Here is a 16,247-nt window from a genome sequence, read left to right as displayed (position 1 = left end):
GGCCTTCAGCACCTGACCCCGCCACCGGGCGGCCCCGGAGGGCGAGGACCTCGAGCGGCGGGCCGCACCGAGCGAACGGGCTACCCTGACCACCCCCGTGGGCCAGGGTGGCCCGCTCCTCCGGGCGGGCGGCTCGTCAGAGCGAGTCGCCGACCCAGTCCCACTTGCCCTGGTCGGACGGGCGCGGTTCGTAGTGCGCCCGGCCGCCGGGGCCGTGCGAGCCGAGCTCCGTCACCAGGGCCGCCCCCGCCGCCAGTTCGTCCTCGGCCGTACCGGTGACGTCCAGCAGCAGCCCGTCCAGCGGACCCCCGACCAGCTCGCGGTAGACGCGGCCGGGCAGCGGCCCCTGGTCGGGCGCCCCGTGGTCGGCGCCGTAGACCCGGCCCCGTAGCAACAGCTCCTCGTCGTGTTCGTCCATCCCGCCATCCTGCCGGTCCCCACCGACAGTTCCCCGCCCGTCGCCGCCGACGGTTCCCCGCCGGTCCCCCGCGACGGTCCCGGCGTTCAGGTGGCCGAGGTCCCCGGCTGCGCCGAGGTCCGCACCGCCGGCCTTGCGGCCGCCCGCGACGGACGCGGCCGCAGCACCTGGCCGAGCACCTTCCAGGCGAACAGCCGCTGCGGCGGCGCCTGGAGGTTGGCCACCCACAGGAACTCCCGGCCGGTGGCGGCGTCCTCGGCCGCGGCCCGGTGCAGCCGGCCCACGTACCGGTTGAGCAGCTTGACCCGCAGGGTGCGCCTGCCCTCCACGAACGGGTACCGCAGGTCGGCCCCCACCGACATGTCCCACGGCACGTCCGTGACCTGCGCCGCCCGGCGGAAGAACTCCTTCGCGGCGGCGGCCCCGCGCAGCCGGCCGAACGCCTCGCGCAGCGCCTCCGCCTGGCAGGCCGCCGCCGTCATGCCCTGGCCGTAGGTCGGGTTGAACTGGCAGATCGCGTCGCCGAAGACCAGGTAGCCCTCCGGCATCCGCTCGACCTTCTCGTAGCGCCGCCGGATGGAGACCGGAATGCGCATCAGCTTGGGCTCGGTGACCGGCTCCAGACGCTCGATCAGCCGGTGCAGCTCGGGCACGGCCAGCCGGGCGGCGAAGCCCAGGTAGCCCTCCGGGTCCACCGGCGGGTGGTCGCCGTTCATGCCGAACATGGTGACCAGCCAGCGGTCCCCCTCGGCGCTGAGCGCCACGCCGCCGCGCGGGACCGCCCCGGTGGCGCCGACCACGTACGCGTCGGCGTCGGCCTCGCCGGCCCGGCGCACGTACTCCCGGGAGACGTAGACCACCTTGGAGTCGATCCGCTCCTCCGGGGCCGGCTGGTAGCCGAGCGAGCGCAGCCAGGCCTCGCCCCGGTTGCTGCGGCCGGTCGAGTCGACGAACAGGTCGGCCGTCAGCTGCTCCGGCTCGGCGTTGACCTCCAGCACCCGTACCCCGGTGATCCGGCTCCGGGTCGGGTCGGCGACCGGCTCCAGCACCTCGCAGCGGTCGCGCACCTCCACACCGGGCAGCGCGGCCACCCGGGAGCGCAGGTAGCGCTCCAGCGCGGGCCGGCTGACCAGCAGACAGGGCAGGCCCGAGTGCGCCTGCTTCATCTCGTACCCGTCGTTGAACCAGCGCACGTCCGCCTGCGCGTCCCGGACCAGTGCCCCCTGGCCGACCAGGTCCTCACCGAGGCCGGGGAAGAGCTCCTCCAGCACCTGGAAGCCCTTGGCCAGCATTCCGTGCGCGTGCCCGCTCTGCGGAACCCCGCGCCGGGCGGCCGCCGTCTCCGGGAGCGCGTCCCGGTCCACCACGGTCACCCGCTCGTACGTCTCCGACAGCACCCGGGCCGCGAGCAGCCCGCCGATCCCAGCCCCTGCGACGACCGCGTGCCCGCCGCTCTTCCCACCCGTCATGCCGTCCTCCTCGTCGTGCGCTTGCCGGAACGAGCATGGCCCGCGCGACTTGACGACGAATTGCCGTCCGCTTGTCGCCTCGGCCGTCACAGCCGCACCGCCGCCGCCTCCCGGTCACCTCGCCCGGCCACCGCGAACGCTGCCGCCGCCACTGCCGTCACCACCGCCGTCAACGCTGCGGCCGCGATCACCGCTGCCGCCGCCGTCACCCCGTCGAGCCGCCCCGTACCCCGCCTGGTGGACCGTCAGACCGAACCGCCGCCCGGGCCACGGGGTTCTCCCCCACCTGGCGCAGCGACCGGTCACTTCATCACACCACCGGCCCCGGAGGCCGACAAGGGAGCGTGCACTTCCCGCCCGCGCGCCCCCGTGACAATGTCCGGTTCCCGTCACAGCACGTCAGAGGGTGCGACCGACCCCGGGGGGACGCCCGTGTGGAGGGGTGACCAACGCCCACTCACCTTTCGGGGGAAGCACCATGCGAGTCCGCCAGTTCTCCACCACCGCCACCACCGCCCTGCTGCTGGCCGCCACCGGCCTGGCCCTGACCGCCTGCGGGCCGCAGGGCGACGGAGGCTCGTCCGCGGCCGCGCCGGGCACCGCCAACACCGCCGTCGCCCCGAGCACCACCGCCACGCCCACCGCCACCACGCCCGGTTCGGCCGCCACCCCGGTGACGAACGGATCCACCGGCACCCCCACCGCCGGCCCGGCCAAGCCGAGCGCCACCAAGACCACCAAGCCCGGCGCCGCACCGTCCGCCGACTGCACCGCCAACGCCGCCCAGGTCGGCCGGGTGCTCCAGGCCGTCGAGGTCGGCTACTCCACCTCGGTCTGGATCAAGGCCCAGGAGACCGTCTTCCGCTGCGGCCCCGAGGTCCCCGGCGAGGGCTACTTCGAGGCCACCGGCCCGGTGAAGGTCTTCCAGCTGACCAACGAGGTCAAGAGCTCCGTGCTCCACGAGCTGAAGGCCAGGCAGCTCCCGCTCCAGGACTTCATGAAGCACCTCGACACCTGCCTGACCGACCGCAACTCCGTCCGTCTCCCCTACGGCTGCTACGGCAACCAGTTCGCCGTCACCCTCGAGAAGGGCTCCGGCAAGATCGACAAGATCGACGAGCTGTACCGCCCCTGAGTCCGCCGCGTCCACCGCGTCCAGGTGCTCGTTCGACGGCGCACCAAGCCCACCGCGCGCCGGATGCGCGCGCGATGTGCGCCTCTGGTGTGCGCGGTGGGCAGCTCCTACAGTGTCCGTGCCCAGGTGCGGGCGGCGACTGATGGTGTCTCATCGTGCAGGTGGGAGCGCTGCGGACTGTGCGCGGAACGAGCGAGGAGGGCCCGGCCCGGGCTCCGGCCCGACGGATGACCGGACAGGCGGACGGGCAGGCAGGCGGTCAGGCGGACGGACGGGCGGACGGACGGGCCGGCGAACGAGCCGACGGACAGGCGGACCGAGGGCAGGACCGGCCGCCCGTCCTGCTCCGGGAGCGGCTCCTCGACCGGGTGCTCCCGAGGCCGGCCGACGCGGGCCGGAGCCCGCTCGCCCTGCTGGTCGCCCCGGCCGGGTTCGGCAAGTCCACCCTGCTGGCCCAGGCCGCGGACCGGGCCGGGCCGGGCACCCGCGTGGTCCGCTGGCAGCCCTGCCGGGGCACCACCGGCACGGACTCGCTGCTCAGCGCGCTCGGCCGCCAACTCCCGGAGTCCGGCGGCACGGTGGAGGGCTTCCTGCGCGCCTGCGGCGGCCGTGGCCGGCCCGTCCTCCTGCTGGTCGACGACCTGCACCAGGTGCACGGCACCCCGGCCGAGGCCGCAGTCGAGGAGCTGGCCCTGCTCGCCCCGCCCGGCCTGCGGGTGGTGGCGGCGGGACGGCGCCGCCCCCTGATCAACCTGACCCGCCGTGAACTCGCCGGCACCACCGTGCTCGGCCCCGCCGAGCTCCGCTTCGGCCCCGCCGAGACGGCCCGGCTGCACGTCGCCACCGAGCACGGACCGGCGGCCGCGGCGGACGGTCACACGACCGCCCCGGACGAGCTCGCGGCCGGCTGGCCCGCCGCCCTCCTCCTGCTCGGCGGCGCCCCCCGCCCGGGGCCGCTCGCCCGGGCCTACCTGGACCGCGAGGTGCTGGCCCCGCTGCCGGCCGCACTGCGCAGCTTCCTGGCCCAGGTCTCCGCCCTCCCGGTGCTCACCCCCGAGCGCTGCGACGCCGTCACCGGCCGCACCGACAGCGACTGGCTGCTGGCCGAACTCACGGAGGACCGCGCCCTGTTGACCCCCGACGGCCGCTGGGTGGCACCCCTGCTCCGGCTCCACCTCCAGGGACACCTCGCTCCCGCCCCCACCCTCCCCGCCACCACCCTGCGCTGCTTCGGCGGCTTCCAACTCGGCCGCGACGGGCGGCTGTTGGACTGGGGCCTGACCAGGCCCCGGGCGCGCGCCCTGCTCCGGATACTGGCCATCCAGCCCAACCGGCCGGTGCACCGCGAGATCCTGATGGAATCCCTCTGGCCCGGCCGCCCGCCGGCCGCGGCGGGCCGCTCGCTCCAGGTCGCGGTGTCCTCGCTCCGCGCCCTGCTGGAGCCCGGCGCCGCGCGCGGCACACCGCAGCTCCTGCAGCGCCTCGGCGAGGCCTACCAGCTCCGGGTGCCCGACCAGTGGTCGTGCGACGTACGGCAGTTCGACCAGGCGGTGGCCCAGGGCGGCCGGGCCGGCCTGCGCCGGGCCCTCAGCACCTACACCGGCGACCTGCTCCCCGAGGACGGCCCCGCCGAGTGGGTGGTCGAGCGCCGGGAGCACTACCGCCGCGAGGCCGCCGAGGCCGCGCTCGCCCTCACCCGGCTCGAACTCCTCGACGGCGCCCCGGCCGCCGCAGCCCAGACCGCCGCCCGCAGCCTGGAGATCGACCCGTTCCGCGAGGAGGCCTGGCAGTTGCTCATCACCGCCCACCGCCGCAACGGCGACCCCGCAGCCGCGGCCCGGTCCCGCCTGGGCCACGCCCGCATGCTCCACTCCCTGGGGCTCCCCCCGGCCGCCCCTTGAGGAACGTGAGGAACGCGAGGAACGCGAGGAAACGGAAGGAGCCCGGATTCGGCACGCGCTGCGTGCCGAATCCGGGCTCCTCTTCGTAGCGGGGACAGGATTTGAACCTGCGACCTCTGGGTTATGAGCCCAGCGAGCTACCGAGCTGCTCCACCCCGCGTCGGTGAACACGACACTACGCCATGACCCGGCCAACACGAAATCGATAACCCGATCGCCGACGAACGGTATCCAGCCGTGACCTCGGACGGGGCCCGATGTCCGGTTTGCACCTTGTGAAGCTGCTGTAATGACTTGGTGCCCACCGAGTGTTCACGCACTGCGGCCCTCACCGGCACCACCCGCACCACCCGCACCACCCGCACCAGCCCCTACACCCTCCGAGGCAGGATCGACCCATGGCACTGGGAGTCGTGGCCCTCGCGGGCGTCGTCCTGCTGATCGTGCTGGTGGTCGGCGCGGCCTTCACCGCCCTCGCCTCCGGCCCACCGCTCGGCCGGCTCCTGCGCGGGTTCGGACTGGCGCTGGTGCTGATCCTCGGCGCGGTGGCGGTCATCCTCCTCCCACCGCTGTTCAAGCGCTGAGCAGCCGTGGGCCTCGCGTTCCGTCCCCTCGAAGTCCCAGCCGCGAAAGGTCGCCGACGATGCGTGTCCGCACGGTGCTCCTGCCCGTCTTCGGCGTCTGCTCGGCCGTCGTGACGGCCTGTGCGGTGGCCGCCTGCTACGCCTGGACCACCTGGCTCGCCCCCGGCGGGGACCAGGCCCTCGCCGACGCCCGGGACAGGGCGCTCGCCGTGTCCCAGGGCGCCGCCGCCCGGATGAGCGAGAGCTACCTCCCGTCCCGCTCGGAGCAGGACGCGGCATGGGCCGCCACCGCCGCCGAGGGCTACGGCCGAGCCCACGGCACCGATGTGGAGGCCGAGATCCGTCCGGGCGCGATCCGGCTGACGGTCGACGCCGTCGGCCACGCCCGCTTCGGCATCGGCGCCCCGGACGAGGCCCGGGTACGGGCCTGCTTCGACTGGATCCTCCCGACCGACGACGCGTCGGCGCGGATCGAGGACGTGCCCTGCGCCCTGCCGGGCGGATCCGACCTCGTCGCCATCGTCCCGGCCCGGCACCTCCCGCCGACCGGCTGAGCGTCCGTCAGGCCGCCGCCCCGCCCGTCAGACCGCCGCCCCGTCCGCGAGGGCGGCCTCCAGGGCCCGCCGCAGGCGCGCGTAGCCGGGCGCCAGGCGGCGCAGCCCGGCGGCGAGGGCCGCGTCGTCCCCCGTGACCACCGGGTACTGGAGGCCGCCGAGGGCGCGGGCCTGCCCGGCCGCCTCGGCGGCCGCCGCGTCCAGCCCGAGCAGGGTCAGGCACGAGGCCGCGTCGGCCAGCCGCCGCGCGGCGACCCGGACGCCGAAGTGCTGCAGCAGGTCCCGCACGCCCGGCGCGAGCCCGGCCTCCACCTGCCGTGCCAGCGCCTCCAGCGCCGCCTCCCCGCCGAGCGAGCCGGGCGGCATCCGCAGCTCCTGACGGCCCGCCAGCCACCGCACCGCACCCGGCAGCGAGGCCCGCAGGGCCTCCTCGGTGCCGACCTCCCGCTCCCGCACGAAGCCGCTGCGCAGCACGTACGGCTCGGCCGTGTAGGCGACCGAATCCCCCGCCCAGGCGGCCGTGAAGGCGTCGAGCGGCATGGTCGCGTACGGGTGCCCGTGCGGGTCGTGGAGCAGCACGGTGCCGTCCTCCCCCACCTCCAGGACCACCACGTAGTGGTCGCCGCCGTCGGCGTTCGGCGTGCCCGGCTGGTACAGGAGCAGGCCCATGTCCACCGGCCCGGCGAGCACCGGTCCGCCTTCGGCGCAGGCGCGCCGCAGCCGTTCGACCGCCTGCTCGGCCGTCCCTCCGGCGGTGCGCTCGCAGCGCCAGCCGAGCAGGTCGACCGCCGCGTCCAGGCCGAGCTCCGGGTCCCAGCCGTACGGGCTGAAGAAGGGCAGCTCCCCGGCGATGAGTTCGGCGCCGAACGCCGAGCCGGTCAGGGTCTCCAGCACGGTGGTGGACGGGGCGGCGGGCCCGAGCAGCATCGCGAGGGAGTTGGTGTAGCAGTAGGGGCCTGAGCCGGTGTAGCCGAACATGCGGTGGTCCTCTTCCGTTTCCTCTGGGGCCGACGGGCTCAGCCAACGGCCTCACACGGTGTCAGGGTCAAGCCCCCGCCGGGGACTCAGGCAGCGGCGGCCCGCACCCGGGCGGCGGAGCGGGCCAGCAGGGCCACGGCGAGCACGGTCGGGGCGAAGCCCACCAGGCAGGCCGCCAGCACGGCCGCCGGGGTCAGGCCCATGGCCGTGGTCAGGGCGATCGCGACACCGGCCAGCGGCACGACCACCAGGGGGCTGAGCAGCAGCAGGGCGGCCCGGCGCTTCTCGCGCGCGGACCACTGCGGGGCCCGGGCGACCCGTACGGCCGCGACGATCGCGGCGATCAGGGCGAGGCCCGGACCGACGCCCGGGACGAGGAGCAGCGGGAGGACCAGGCCGGCCGTCAGCAGCGTGACGGTGGTCCGCCGCCCGCCCTCCGCGACGGGCCGGGGCTGGCCCTCCTCGGCCAGCGCCGCGTCGGCGATCTGCCGGGGAGTGCCGAGCCGCTCCAGCACCTGCCGGGCCGCCGCCTCGTCCCCCTCCGACGCCTCGGCGAGGGCCACCTCGACGTGCTCGCGCAGGTCGGCGAGGAGCTCGCGCCGACGCTCGGCGGGCAGGGTGGCGGTCAACCGGGCGACGGCGTCGAGGTGTTCGCGGACCAGGGGGTGGTCGATGGGGTTGTTCACGGCTTCTCTCCCGGGGTGAGGACGTGGTCGACGGCTTCGCGGAAGGCGGGCCACAGCGTGGTGAACTCCTCCAGCGCCGCGCGGCCGGCCTCGGTCAGCGTGTAGTAGCGGCGGGACGGTCCGCTGGCGGAGTCCCGCAGGAAGGTGTCGGCGAGCCCGGCCCGGCGCAGCCGGGAGAGCAGGGGGTAGATGGTCCCCTGACTGGTCGCCAGCGTCGGGAAGCGTTCGAGCTCCTGGAGCAGCTCGACCCCGTAGCGCGGGGCGTCGCGCAGCAGTGCCAGGACGCAGTACTCCAGCACGCCCTTGCGCAGCTGGGTGGCGACCGCCCCGTCCGACGGGTCGGCGCCACCTCCGCCCGTGTGTGTGTCGCCAGGTACCATGCGATGCAAGATAGCAGGCGGTGCAAGGCTCGGCGCAACAGCGAGGCGAAACCCGCTTGACCGGTGCCACAGGATGGCAGGGTGATCAGCCGTGACCGCGCCCTCGAGATCCTCCGCGCCCACCTCGCCAAGAAGGAGAGCTGGCCCCACTCGGAGACCGCGCCCCCGTTCCACATCCAGCGCGTGAAGAAGATCCCCCACGCCGGCTGGCTGATCCACTACGACCGCTCCGACCTCGACCCGCACGCCGAGCCGCACGCCGTCGGCTGGAACGGCGGCCACCTCGTGGTCGACGGCGTGGACGGCAGCCTCCACTACGTCAACGCGGTCTGGTGGACCGACGAGGGCTGGACGGACGAGTACCTGATGCACGTCCACGGCCACCGCTCCCCCGACCGGCTCGCCGCCGCCGTCCGTGCCCTGGACGCCGCCGACGGCGCGGTGGCCGCCCTGGCCCACCTCCGCAGGGTCGCGCCGCGGCTGCTCCTCCACCAGGCCCGCGCCTATCTCACCGCCGTCCGCGACGGATCCGAACCCCCGGACGAGCTCTACGAGTTGACCCGCCCACTCCCCCTCCCGACCCCGGCCCACATCGAAACCGTGGCCGGCCCGGCCGTCTGACGGCGGCGCTCAGGGACGGCGGAAGAACTCCGCCTCGGCCAGGGCCACCCGGCGGCCCGGACCGGTGCCGTAGGCCCCGTCGACGGTGAGGCGCAGGCGCTGGACCCCGCTCACGGCGAGGCGGAACCTCTGCGGGCCCGGGGCGTCGGCGAGCTGCAGGGTGCGGGTGGTGACGCCTCCGCCGGGGGCGGTGAGGGTGACGGTCAGCGCCCGGGGGCGGGCCTGGGTGAGGAACTGTTCGGCGTTGGCGGACACGCCGCTGTGCAGCACGAGGTCCACCAGGCGGACCGGGGAAGGCAGTTCGACCTCCAGGTACTCGCCCCGGGCGTCCCCCTCCCCGGCCGGGGACCAGGAGCGGTCGTTGGTGCCGTCCACCGCCAGGGCGGCCTGGTGGCCGGGTTGTTCGGAGGAGGCCCGGACGGCGGTGGGGTGGATCTGCTGGGGATCCGCGATCCGGTCCCGGACCGCCTCGACCCCGGCCGACAGCTGCGCCCGGGCCAGGTAGCCACCGCCCAGCAGCAGCACCAGGACCAGCAGCGGCAGCACGAACCGGGGCCGCCGCCACACCCGCCGCCTCAGCCGCTCCCCCGCCGCCGGCGCCGCCCGCCCCGGGCGGCGCGGCCCGGACAGCCGCCGCCACCACGGTGGCCGCACCGCCACGGGGGCGTCCGTGAGGGAGGCCCCGCAGCGGCGGCAGAAGCGCCGGATCGGCACGTTCCCGCTGCCGCACTGACCACAGATCAACTCGCCCGGGGCGGGCGGCTCCGGCGGCTCGATCGGTGGAGCCGCCGGCCCCGGGAGGGCGGGCACCGGCGCCCCCGGCTGGACGGGCCCGGCCGTCGGCGCCACCGCGGGGACGGCCGGAGGCACGGTCGGCCGGGGCGGCACCGCGTGCGCGGCCGGCACCGTCGGCGCCCTCGGCGTCGCGGGTTCCACCGGTGCCGGCGCGGCAGTCGGCTCGGGCTGCCGCGGGCGGTCCTCCCAGGACAGGTACGCGCCGCAGGCCCCGCAGAAGTCCTCGCCCCACGCGGTCGGTGCCCCGCAGTTCTCGCAGGTCGTCATGTGCTCCGCCCACTCCCGTCGTCGCCGGTCAGGACCTCGACCCGCGGCCGCAGGTGCGCCGGGCACTCGGCCCGGACCAGCTCCAGCACCGCCGCCGCGTCCACCGCCGCGGCGCCCTCCGGCAGCCGCAGCCGCACCACCAGCCGCCCCTCCACCGTCCCCGGCAGGGCGCCTCCGGGTACGGCCGACCAGGCCGCCCCGCCGCTCTCCTCGATCTCCGGCCGCACCCCGAAGTGCAGCTCCACCCGGTCCGCCAGCCCCGCCGGGGTGCCGCGCAGGGCGTGCAGGCCGACCGCCCGCCGCACCGCCTCCCGCTGCCGCCGCGGCTCCGCCGGGAGGGCCGCGCCGACCCAGTGCGCCAGGCTCCGCACGAAGTCCGCCGGGGCCAGCGCGGGGTCGAAGTAGGCGGGCAGGTTGTCCAGGGTGGCGAACACCGGGGCGAGCACGCCGTCCAAGGCTTCCGTGAACCGGTGCAGGAACTCGTTCTCGCCGTACACGGCCGGGAGTTGACCGGCGATGGGGTGCGGCGTGCCCAGCCCGGACAGGGCGCCCCGCACCGCCCCGCCGCTCACGAGACGCGCACCTGGTGCTCGAAGGAGAAGACCAGCGCGTGCGGTGCCAGCGCCACCCGGTCCGCCGCCTCGCCGCGGCGCCTGGTCCGCGGATCGGCCGGGTACAGCCGTACCCGTTCCACCAGCTCCAGCCCCGGCAGCCGCTGCAGCACCGCGAACAGCTCCCCCGCCACCACCGGCCGGCCGAACGGCCAGCCCCCACCGCCCGGCCCGCCGGTCAACGGGTCCAGGTAGCGGTGGAGTTCGGCGGTCGCCAGCCGTTGCAGGACGCCGCGCGAATGGCCCGGCCGGGCCTGGACCTCGGCCACCACCGTCACGCCCTGGTAGTACGGCGGCTCGACCAGCAGCCGGGCGCCGAGAAGCCGCCGCGCGTCCAGGTGGGCCGTCACCCTCGCCAACAGGTCGTCCGAGCAGACCAGTTGGCCGAAGTCCAGCTGCCCGGTCCGCGGATCGGCCTCGGCCCGGGGCACCAGCAGCACCCGCACTCCGCCCGCGTCCGGCCCCCGCTCCTCCCCCACGCAGCGCACCCGGCCGACCTCGGGAGCCGCCTCCCGGGCCAGCTGCTCGTAGTCCTCGGCCGTCACCGCCCTTCCCCTGGTGCGGAGTTCGAGCTGTCCGCGCTGCCGGGCGTCCGCCACCCGTTCGCCGTCGACGCCCCCCGTGGCGGCGGCCCGGTTCTCCACCCTGGCCAGGTAGGGCACCGAGCTGCGCAGCACGGTCAGGGTGCGGCGGGCCACGTTGCCCCGCCGTCCCCCGCCGGTGCGGTAGGCGCGCAGCCGGACGGGGGCGCCCTTCGCCGGGACGGCGCCGTAGCGGCGCAGGGTGCCGTCCGGTTCCCGTACCGCCGGGCCGAGCCGGACCTCTCCCGCGGCCCGGTCGAGGCGGAAGTGCGGGTCCTCGGGGCCGGAGTCGGTGAAGTGCTCGACCTCCCGCCACGGCGCGCCGGCCACCTCCAGCACCAGCGGCCCGCCGCCGGCGGCCACCGGCGGGCGGGCCACGGGGAAGCACTGGCCGGGCACGCCCTCGGCGGTGCCCAGCAGTTCGGCGGTGACCAGTTCGCCGTGCACGGCACTCGTGGTGCCGCCGACGGTGAAGGCCCGGGCCGTGACCAGCTCCGGGCTGGCGGAGTAGTCGGGGCGGCCGGGCAGCGGCGGCAGCACCCGGCAGCGCAGCCAGCCGGCCCGCCGTCGGGCCTCCACCGAGGCGGTGTGGCCGGCGGGCACGTGGAGCTGCACGTCACCGCTCTGGTTCAGGCCGCCGGTGCTGTCGCCCTCCACCTCGCACTCCACCCACCCCTCGGCCGTCCAGGCCTCCCAGACCAGCGGTGGGTACAGCGGGTTGATGCCGTGGCCGCGCACCGGGAACTCCAGCCGGAGCACCACCAGGCAGTGCGGCACCGCCTGCGAGAGGCCGAAGGCCAGCACGTCGCCCGGCCGCGGCACCGGGGAGAAGCAGGCCGTGCCCCCGGCGCCGGCCAGTTCCACGTCACGGTCGGTCAGGCGCCCTTCCCCGCCGGCCCCGCGGACCTCGCCGACACCGCCGGCCGCGTCGGCCGCCCCGGTCGCGAGGTGGAGCAACGCGCAGGGCAGGATCACCAGTTCGCGGTCGGTGGAGAAGACCACCGGCTCGTCCTCGGTGGTCCGCTCGGTGGCCACCTCGGTGCCGGCCGGCACCACGACGGGCTGGTCCTGCGCGGCGGAGAGCCGGCAGGTCACCTCCGCCCGGGCGGCGGCCGGCGGGTGCAGCCGCAGGCCGATCAGGTCCAGGAAGGCCAGGTGGTTGCGGTCCGGCACCCGGTTGAGCCGGTACAGCAGCTGGTCGACCATGTGGGCGAAGGTCTCGATCAGGGTCACGCCCGGATCGGAGACGTTGTGGTCGGTCCACTCGGGGCAGTGCTGCTGAACCGCCCGCTTGGCCTCGTCCACCAGGTCCTGGAAGCGGCGGTCGTCCAGGTTCGGCCCGGGCAGGCTCACGGCTGCCCGCCCTCGTGCCCGGCTCCGTCGTGCTCGGCTTCGTGGAGGTCGGCGCCCTCGTGCTCGGGGATCACGTAGAACGGGAAGACCAGGTTGCGCGGGTCGTTGGTGCCGCGCACCGTGTACCGGATGTCGATGTAGAGCCTGCCGAGGTCCACGGTGTCGAACCCGACCGCCACGTCGGCCAGTTCGATCCTCGGCTCCCAGCGCTCCAAGGAGAGCCGCACCTCGTACGCGATCAGCCCGGCGGTGGCCGAGTCGGCCGGCGCGAAGACGTGGTCGTGGATGGCGCAGCCGAAGGCCGGGCGCATCGGCCGCTCCCCGGGGGCGGTGCCCAGGATCAGGTGGATGCTCTGCTCGATCTCGCGGTCGGCGCCGACCAGGGCGATCGAGCCGGTCCGGTCGGTGCGCACCGGGAACTCCCAACCGGCCCCGATGAACTGCCCGTTCACGCTCATCCGCCGATCAGCACGGTCATGCAGCCCACCAGCACCGGGGCCCCGCACCCCGCCAGGTCGCCCATCCGGACGGCCGGACGCCCGCCGATCAGCACGGTCGGGCAGCCCGGCGGCGCCATGACGGTGGGCGGGTGCACGGCGGGCGGTGGGAAGGAGCAGACGTGCGGGGTGCCGACCACGGCGGCCGGCAGGCCGCCGATCAGCACGGTGGGCACGCCGGGCGGCCCGACCGCCCCGGGGTGTCCGGTCGGGTCCCCGACCCTCGCTGCTGGCGGCATCCGCGCTCTCCGTCCTTTCGCTTCCGCTGGGTTGACGTCCACTCAGTTGATCCGCACCAGGGCCGCCTGGATCGAGCAGCTCGCGCCGCCCTTGATCTCGGTGCTCGCCCGCCCGTCGATGCCCACGGTGGCGCCCTTGAGGTCCACCTGACCGTTGCTCTGCAGCTTCAACGCCCCGGCGCCGCCGTCCACCTGGACACCCGAGCGGGCCGTCACCCGCACCGACCGGCCCGAGAGTTCGAGCTCGCCTCCGCCCGCGTCCAGGCTGATGCCCTTGCCCGTGACGGTCACCTTCTCCCGGGCCTCCACCGTGACGGTGCCGTCGCTGTGCACGGTGATCGCGGTCCGCTGCTGCTCCAGGTCGATCCGCAGCTTCCCGTCCCCCGACGCCAGCCGGACCCCGACCGGCCCGTTCTCGACGTCCAGCAGCTCCAGCCGCTGGCCCGAACGGGAGGCGAGGGAGCGGCGGTTGAGCCGGCCGCTGGTGGAGTCCACCAGCCCCGAGGCGTGCGCACCGGGGTGGTCCTGTCCGTTGTAGAGGCCGCCCAGCACGTACGGGTGGTCCAGCAGGCCCTGGCCGAAGGCGACCAGCACCTCGTCCCCCACCTCCGGGCCGAACACCCCGCCGCCACCCTTGCCGCCGAACTGCGCCGAGCGGGCCCAGTCGCTGACGTAGTCCTCGGAGAGCCAGGGGAAGGAGAGCTTCACCCGGCCCTGGTGCTCCGGGTCCCTGATGTCGGTGACGACCGCGTTGACCACGCCGTGGATCCGCTCGCGCCGCCGCGCGGGCTCCGGCCGGGTGCCGCCCCCGCCGACGGTCAGCCAGGTCTGGTACCCCACGCCCGGATCGAAGACGTGCCGGGTCGCGGTGACCGTCCAGCGCCCCTCGAAGGGCTTGCCGACGTTGGTGAGCGCGATCGCCGATCCCGCCCGCAGCGCCGGGATGCCCATCGCCACCACCTCCAACTCCGCGAAGGAGGAGGCGACTTCCTCCGCCAGCGCGCGGGCAGCGGTGTCCGCCACCGCCCCGTTCCGGTACGGCACCCCGGTGACCGGCAGCACCGGCCGCCCGAACGGCTCGCCCGCCTTCGCCGGAGTCAGCCCGAGCGCGAAGCGGCCGGTCGACCCGGCCGGCACCCGGGCCACCACCGCCTGCTTGGCCGGGACGCTCCAGCCGCGCAGCTCCACGTCGTGCACCTGGTCGGCGGAGGTGACCACCGCCTGGCAGCGCAGCAGGTTGCGCCCGAGCTCCAGCACGTACGGGCTGGCGCGCACGGGGGTGTCGGGGCTGGGTGCGGCCGCGGCCTCGGCCGGCTTGCGGAAGTCGAACCTTCCGTCCACCACCGCGAATTCGCAGCCGGACTCGGCGGCCAGCACGGTCAGGAACTCCCAGTCCGTGACGTTGCCCTGGGTGGTGTACGGCAGCACCGTGCGGGTGGCGTCGACCGTCCCGAGCACCAGCCCGGCCCTGCGTACCACGGTGCGGACGATGTCGGAGGCGGTCATCTCGCGGTAGCCCACCACCCGGCGGCCGCGGAACAGCCGGTGCGAGTGGTCCAACCCCCGCACCACCGTGAAGGTGCCGGTGTCGTCCAGGTCCACCTCCAGGGCCGTCACCTCCCCGGAGACCAGCAGCCGCCGCTCCGGCTCGTCGCCGGCCTTGGCGTACAGCTTCACGCCGCTGCCGATGGTGAGGCCCCCGCGCTCCAGCACGGTGTGGTTCGGGTCGCGGAAGCGCAGCACGAACAGGTCCGGCACCACGCGGCTGTCCTCCACCCGTGCGGAGACCAGCAGTTCGGCCACCGGGGCGGGCAGCGCCCGGCCCTCGACCTCGACGGTCAGCGCGTTGGCGAAGGTCTCGCCTGCCATCCGGGGTGCTCCTCTGCTCGGCGGGACATGCGGTGGTCCTGCGGTGGTCTGGCAACGGTCGGGCAACGGTCAGATCCGGTCGAGCCGCGGCTCAGCCGTGGTCGCGCGGTTCCTCCGGGCCGGGCAGCAGCAGGGCGGTGCCGGGGCGCAGCCGCATCGGGTCGTCGATCCCGTTCGCCTCGGCGATCACCCGCCAGGCGGCCGGGTCCCCGTACTCCTGCCAGGCGAGCAGCGCCAGCGTGTCGCCCGCGACCACCCGGTGCACCCGCCGCGCGGCGAGCGCACCGGAGCTCGGGTTCTGCCCGGGCTGACTGCCGCTCAGCTCCTCCAGCGTCACCTGGCAGACCGCCCGGATCGGCAGGCCGCCGGCCGTGAACAGCGTGTACTTGGCCTGCACCTGGCTGATGAAGCCGACGAAGCCGGTCAGCCCGCCCCAGTGGAAGACCACGAACGGCGGGGTGCCCTGGCGTCGGCTGTGGGTCTGCGCGGTCGGCACGCAGCAGGAGAACAGCGCCTCGACCGCCACCACCACCCCGTCCCCGTGGGTGGCGGTGGCGTCGAAGAACATCTCCAGGGAGAGCTTGCTCGGCTCCGGCCCCTTGAACTCCGCAGGGCCGGCCGTCCGCGCGCCGCGCGCGGTCTTCCGCTCCCACCTGGCCTGCTTGCTGAGGCTGAGCTCCTTGGGGTTGAACTGGAAGTCGATCCGGCTCAGGTGCGGGCCGGGGGCGCTGGTGCCGCCGTCGCCGGGCGGGTGCCGCAGCTCCAGATAGGCCCGTTCCAGCTTCGGCCGCGCCCCGCCGGCCGGGCCCGGGGACGCGGCGCCGAAGGTGACCGGGGAAGATGACATGTCGACAGGTCTTCTTTCACTGGCCGGAGTCGAGGAAGCCGTGGTGGGCGATCTCCAGCGTCTCGGTGGCCACCTTCACCGTCTCCGGGTTGAGCGAGGGCCCCTGCCAGCGGACCGGCACCACTCCCATCAGGTTCCACCGCGCCACCACCCGGCCGTCGGCCGTCATCGCACTGATCTGCCCGGTCTTGCGGGTGACGCCCGACATCATCCCGGCGATCCACCGGGTCACCTTCTCGGTGTCCCTGGTGACCGGGCGGCTGAGTCTGATGGTCGAGTACTTGATCCGCGAGGGCAGTTGCCAGACGTAGCCGTTGTTGCCGCCCTCCTCGCGCTGCTCCATCACGACCTCGCAGCCCAGGCCCTCGCAGCTGTTGAACGCCCCGAGGCTGAAGTCGTCGATCTCGACGATGAAGCAGACGCTCACCGCCGGGTCCTCGTCGGCCATCCCGGCCACCTCCT

At 75.3% G+C, this 16,247-nt stretch carries 19 protein-coding genes and 1 tRNA gene; 5 read left to right on the top strand and 15 right to left on the bottom strand.

Features of this window, described 5'->3' with window-relative positions; translation table 11 throughout:
* Window positions 1–136: 136 nt before the first annotated feature.
* The 3 genes from ACWCYY_RS04590 to ACWCYY_RS04580 all read right to left on the bottom strand — a co-directional run bounded on the left by ACWCYY_RS04590 (window position 137) and on the right by ACWCYY_RS04580 (window position 2,096).
* The gene (locus tag ACWCYY_RS04590) at window positions 137–418 is read right to left on the bottom strand and encodes a hypothetical protein (RefSeq protein WP_345280942.1); all 282 of its coding nucleotides are present in this window, start codon (window positions 416–418) and stop codon (window positions 137–139) included.
* An 86-nt stretch (window positions 419–504) separates the two neighbouring features.
* Complete coding sequence (locus ACWCYY_RS04585) at window positions 505–1,887, bottom strand: NAD(P)/FAD-dependent oxidoreductase (RefSeq protein WP_449795089.1); 1,383 nt, start codon at window positions 1,885–1,887, stop codon at window positions 505–507.
* Window positions 1,888–1,973: 86 nt separating this feature from the next.
* On the bottom strand, window positions 1,974–2,096 hold the full coding sequence (locus tag ACWCYY_RS04580) for a hypothetical protein (RefSeq protein WP_449795088.1): 123 nt from the start codon (window positions 2,094–2,096) through the stop codon (window positions 1,974–1,976).
* Window positions 2,097–2,365: 269 nt separating this feature from the next.
* On the opposite strand from ACWCYY_RS04580, the gene ACWCYY_RS04575 reads away from it, so the two are divergent.
* Together ACWCYY_RS04575 and ACWCYY_RS04570 are read left to right on the top strand one after the other, a co-directional pair.
* Window positions 2,366–3,022: a hypothetical protein gene (locus ACWCYY_RS04575; RefSeq protein WP_449795087.1), complete on the top strand. Its 657-nt coding sequence runs from the start codon at window positions 2,366–2,368 to the stop codon at window positions 3,020–3,022.
* Between the two features lie 227 nt (window positions 3,023–3,249).
* Entirely contained in the window at window positions 3,250–4,923 is a 1,674-nt protein-coding gene (locus ACWCYY_RS04570) for a BTAD domain-containing putative transcriptional regulator (protein ID WP_449795086.1), read from the top strand.
* An 86-nt stretch (window positions 4,924–5,009) separates the two neighbouring features.
* On the opposite strand, the gene ACWCYY_RS04565 is transcribed toward ACWCYY_RS04570, so the two are convergent.
* Window positions 5,010–5,083 (bottom strand) — tRNA-Met (locus ACWCYY_RS04565).
* A 238-nt stretch (window positions 5,084–5,321) separates the two neighbouring features.
* Here ACWCYY_RS04565 and ACWCYY_RS04560 point away from each other — a divergent pair.
* Window positions 5,322–5,507: a hypothetical protein gene (locus ACWCYY_RS04560; protein ID WP_345280950.1), complete on the top strand. Its 186-nt coding sequence runs from the start codon at window positions 5,322–5,324 to the stop codon at window positions 5,505–5,507.
* A 59-nt stretch (window positions 5,508–5,566) separates the two neighbouring features.
* Window positions 5,567–6,061, top strand: coding sequence for a hypothetical protein (locus ACWCYY_RS04555; RefSeq protein ID WP_449795085.1), 495 nt, complete (start codon window positions 5,567–5,569; stop codon window positions 6,059–6,061).
* Window positions 6,062–6,088: 27 nt separating this feature from the next.
* Here ACWCYY_RS04555 and ACWCYY_RS04550 read toward each other — a convergent pair whose 3' ends face one another.
* The 3 genes from ACWCYY_RS04550 to ACWCYY_RS04540 form a co-directional block, all read right to left on the bottom strand.
* Window positions 6,089–7,039 carry a hypothetical protein gene (locus tag ACWCYY_RS04550; RefSeq protein WP_449795084.1) on the bottom strand — a complete coding sequence of 317 codons (951 nt, stop codon included), beginning with the start codon at window positions 7,037–7,039 and terminating at the stop codon, window positions 6,089–6,091.
* Between the two features lie 86 nt (window positions 7,040–7,125).
* Window positions 7,126–7,725: an HAAS signaling domain-containing protein gene (locus ACWCYY_RS04545; protein WP_449795083.1), complete on the bottom strand. Its 600-nt coding sequence runs from the start codon at window positions 7,723–7,725 to the stop codon at window positions 7,126–7,128.
* Window positions 7,722–8,105, bottom strand: a complete 384-nt coding sequence (locus tag ACWCYY_RS04540; protein ID WP_449795082.1) for a PadR family transcriptional regulator — start codon at window positions 8,103–8,105, stop codon at window positions 7,722–7,724. Before ACWCYY_RS04540 ends, ACWCYY_RS04545 begins: the two co-directional genes overlap by 4 nt.
* An 81-nt stretch (window positions 8,106–8,186) precedes the next feature.
* Here ACWCYY_RS04540 and ACWCYY_RS04535 point away from each other — a divergent pair, with 81 nt between their 5' ends.
* Window positions 8,187–8,726, top strand: a complete 540-nt coding sequence (locus ACWCYY_RS04535; protein WP_449795081.1) for a YrhB domain-containing protein — start codon at window positions 8,187–8,189, stop codon at window positions 8,724–8,726.
* A gap of 9 nt (window positions 8,727–8,735) precedes the next feature.
* Here ACWCYY_RS04535 and ACWCYY_RS04530 read toward each other — a convergent pair whose 3' ends face one another.
* From ACWCYY_RS04530 to ACWCYY_RS04495, 8 genes are all read right to left on the bottom strand, one after another.
* Window positions 8,736–9,788, bottom strand: coding sequence for an NADase-type glycan-binding domain-containing protein (locus ACWCYY_RS04530; RefSeq protein WP_449795080.1), 1,053 nt, complete (start codon window positions 9,786–9,788; stop codon window positions 8,736–8,738).
* Window positions 9,785–10,360 (bottom strand): phage tail protein, encoded by a 576-nt coding sequence (locus tag ACWCYY_RS04525; RefSeq protein WP_449795079.1) that lies wholly within the window; start codon window positions 10,358–10,360, stop codon window positions 9,785–9,787. Before ACWCYY_RS04525 ends, ACWCYY_RS04530 begins: the two co-directional genes overlap by 4 nt.
* A complete protein-coding gene (locus tag ACWCYY_RS04520) occupies window positions 10,357–12,333 on the bottom strand; it encodes a putative baseplate assembly protein (RefSeq protein WP_449795078.1) in 1,977 nt (658 codons plus the stop codon). The genes ACWCYY_RS04525 and ACWCYY_RS04520 overlap by 4 nt, the downstream gene beginning before the upstream one ends.
* Window positions 12,330–12,785, bottom strand: a complete 456-nt coding sequence (locus tag ACWCYY_RS04515) for a GPW/gp25 family protein (RefSeq protein WP_345280972.1) — start codon at window positions 12,783–12,785, stop codon at window positions 12,330–12,332. Before ACWCYY_RS04515 ends, ACWCYY_RS04520 begins: the two co-directional genes overlap by 4 nt.
* A gap of 2 nt (window positions 12,786–12,787) precedes the next feature.
* Window positions 12,788–13,069 (bottom strand): PAAR domain-containing protein, encoded by a 282-nt coding sequence (locus tag ACWCYY_RS04510; RefSeq protein ID WP_449795077.1) that lies wholly within the window; start codon window positions 13,067–13,069, stop codon window positions 12,788–12,790.
* Between the two features lie 42 nt (window positions 13,070–13,111).
* Entirely contained in the window at window positions 13,112–14,938 is a 1,827-nt protein-coding gene (locus tag ACWCYY_RS04505) for a VgrG-related protein (RefSeq protein ID WP_449795076.1), read from the bottom strand.
* 91 nt (window positions 14,939–15,029) lie between these two features.
* The gene (locus ACWCYY_RS04500) at window positions 15,030–15,785 is read right to left on the bottom strand and encodes a CIS tube protein (RefSeq protein ID WP_449795075.1); all 756 of its coding nucleotides are present in this window, start codon (window positions 15,783–15,785) and stop codon (window positions 15,030–15,032) included.
* Between the two features lie 16 nt (window positions 15,786–15,801).
* A complete protein-coding gene (locus ACWCYY_RS04495; RefSeq protein WP_380150462.1) occupies window positions 15,802–16,233 on the bottom strand; it encodes a phage tail protein in 432 nt (143 codons plus the stop codon).
* Window positions 16,234–16,247: the final 14 nt, after the last annotated feature.

The sequence above is a fragment of the Kitasatospora sp. NPDC001664 genome (genome assembly GCF_053596675.1).
The sequence above is the reverse complement of the archived record's forward strand: the minus strand, read 5'-3'. Positions and strand labels throughout refer to the sequence as shown.

Bases quoted from the DNA above. Each gene is read 5' to 3' on its own strand.
- ACWCYY_RS04590 (WP_345280942.1), bottom strand. From the start codon at position 418: ATGGACGAACACGACGAGGAGCTGTTGCTACGGGGCCGGGTCTACGGC.
- ACWCYY_RS04585 (WP_449795089.1), bottom strand. From the start codon at position 1,887: ATGACGGGTGGGAAGAGCGGCGGGCACGCGGTCGTCGCAGGGGCTGGG.
- ACWCYY_RS04575 (WP_449795087.1), top strand. From the start codon at position 2,366: ATGCGAGTCCGCCAGTTCTCCACCACCGCCACCACCGCCCTGCTGCTG.
- ACWCYY_RS04570 (WP_449795086.1), top strand. From the start codon at position 3,250: ATGACCGGACAGGCGGACGGGCAGGCAGGCGGTCAGGCGGACGGACGG.
- ACWCYY_RS04560 (WP_345280950.1), top strand. From the start codon at position 5,322: ATGGCACTGGGAGTCGTGGCCCTCGCGGGCGTCGTCCTGCTGATCGTG.
- ACWCYY_RS04555 (WP_449795085.1), top strand. From the start codon at position 5,567: ATGCGTGTCCGCACGGTGCTCCTGCCCGTCTTCGGCGTCTGCTCGGCC.
- ACWCYY_RS04550 (WP_449795084.1), bottom strand. From the start codon at position 7,039: ATGTTCGGCTACACCGGCTCAGGCCCCTACTGCTACACCAACTCCCTC.
- ACWCYY_RS04540 (WP_449795082.1), bottom strand. From the start codon at position 8,105: ATGGTACCTGGCGACACACACACGGGCGGAGGTGGCGCCGACCCGTCG.
- ACWCYY_RS04530 (WP_449795080.1), bottom strand. From the start codon at position 9,788: ATGACGACCTGCGAGAACTGCGGGGCACCGACCGCGTGGGGCGAGGAC.
- ACWCYY_RS04510 (WP_449795077.1), bottom strand. From the start codon at position 13,069: ATGCCGCCAGCAGCGAGGGTCGGGGACCCGACCGGACACCCCGGGGCG.
- ACWCYY_RS04505 (WP_449795076.1), bottom strand. From the start codon at position 14,938: ATGGCAGGCGAGACCTTCGCCAACGCGCTGACCGTCGAGGTCGAGGGC.
- ACWCYY_RS04500 (WP_449795075.1), bottom strand. From the start codon at position 15,785: ATGTCATCTTCCCCGGTCACCTTCGGCGCCGCGTCCCCGGGCCCGGCC.
- ACWCYY_RS04495 (WP_380150462.1), bottom strand. From the start codon at position 16,233: ATGGCCGACGAGGACCCGGCGGTGAGCGTCTGCTTCATCGTCGAGATC.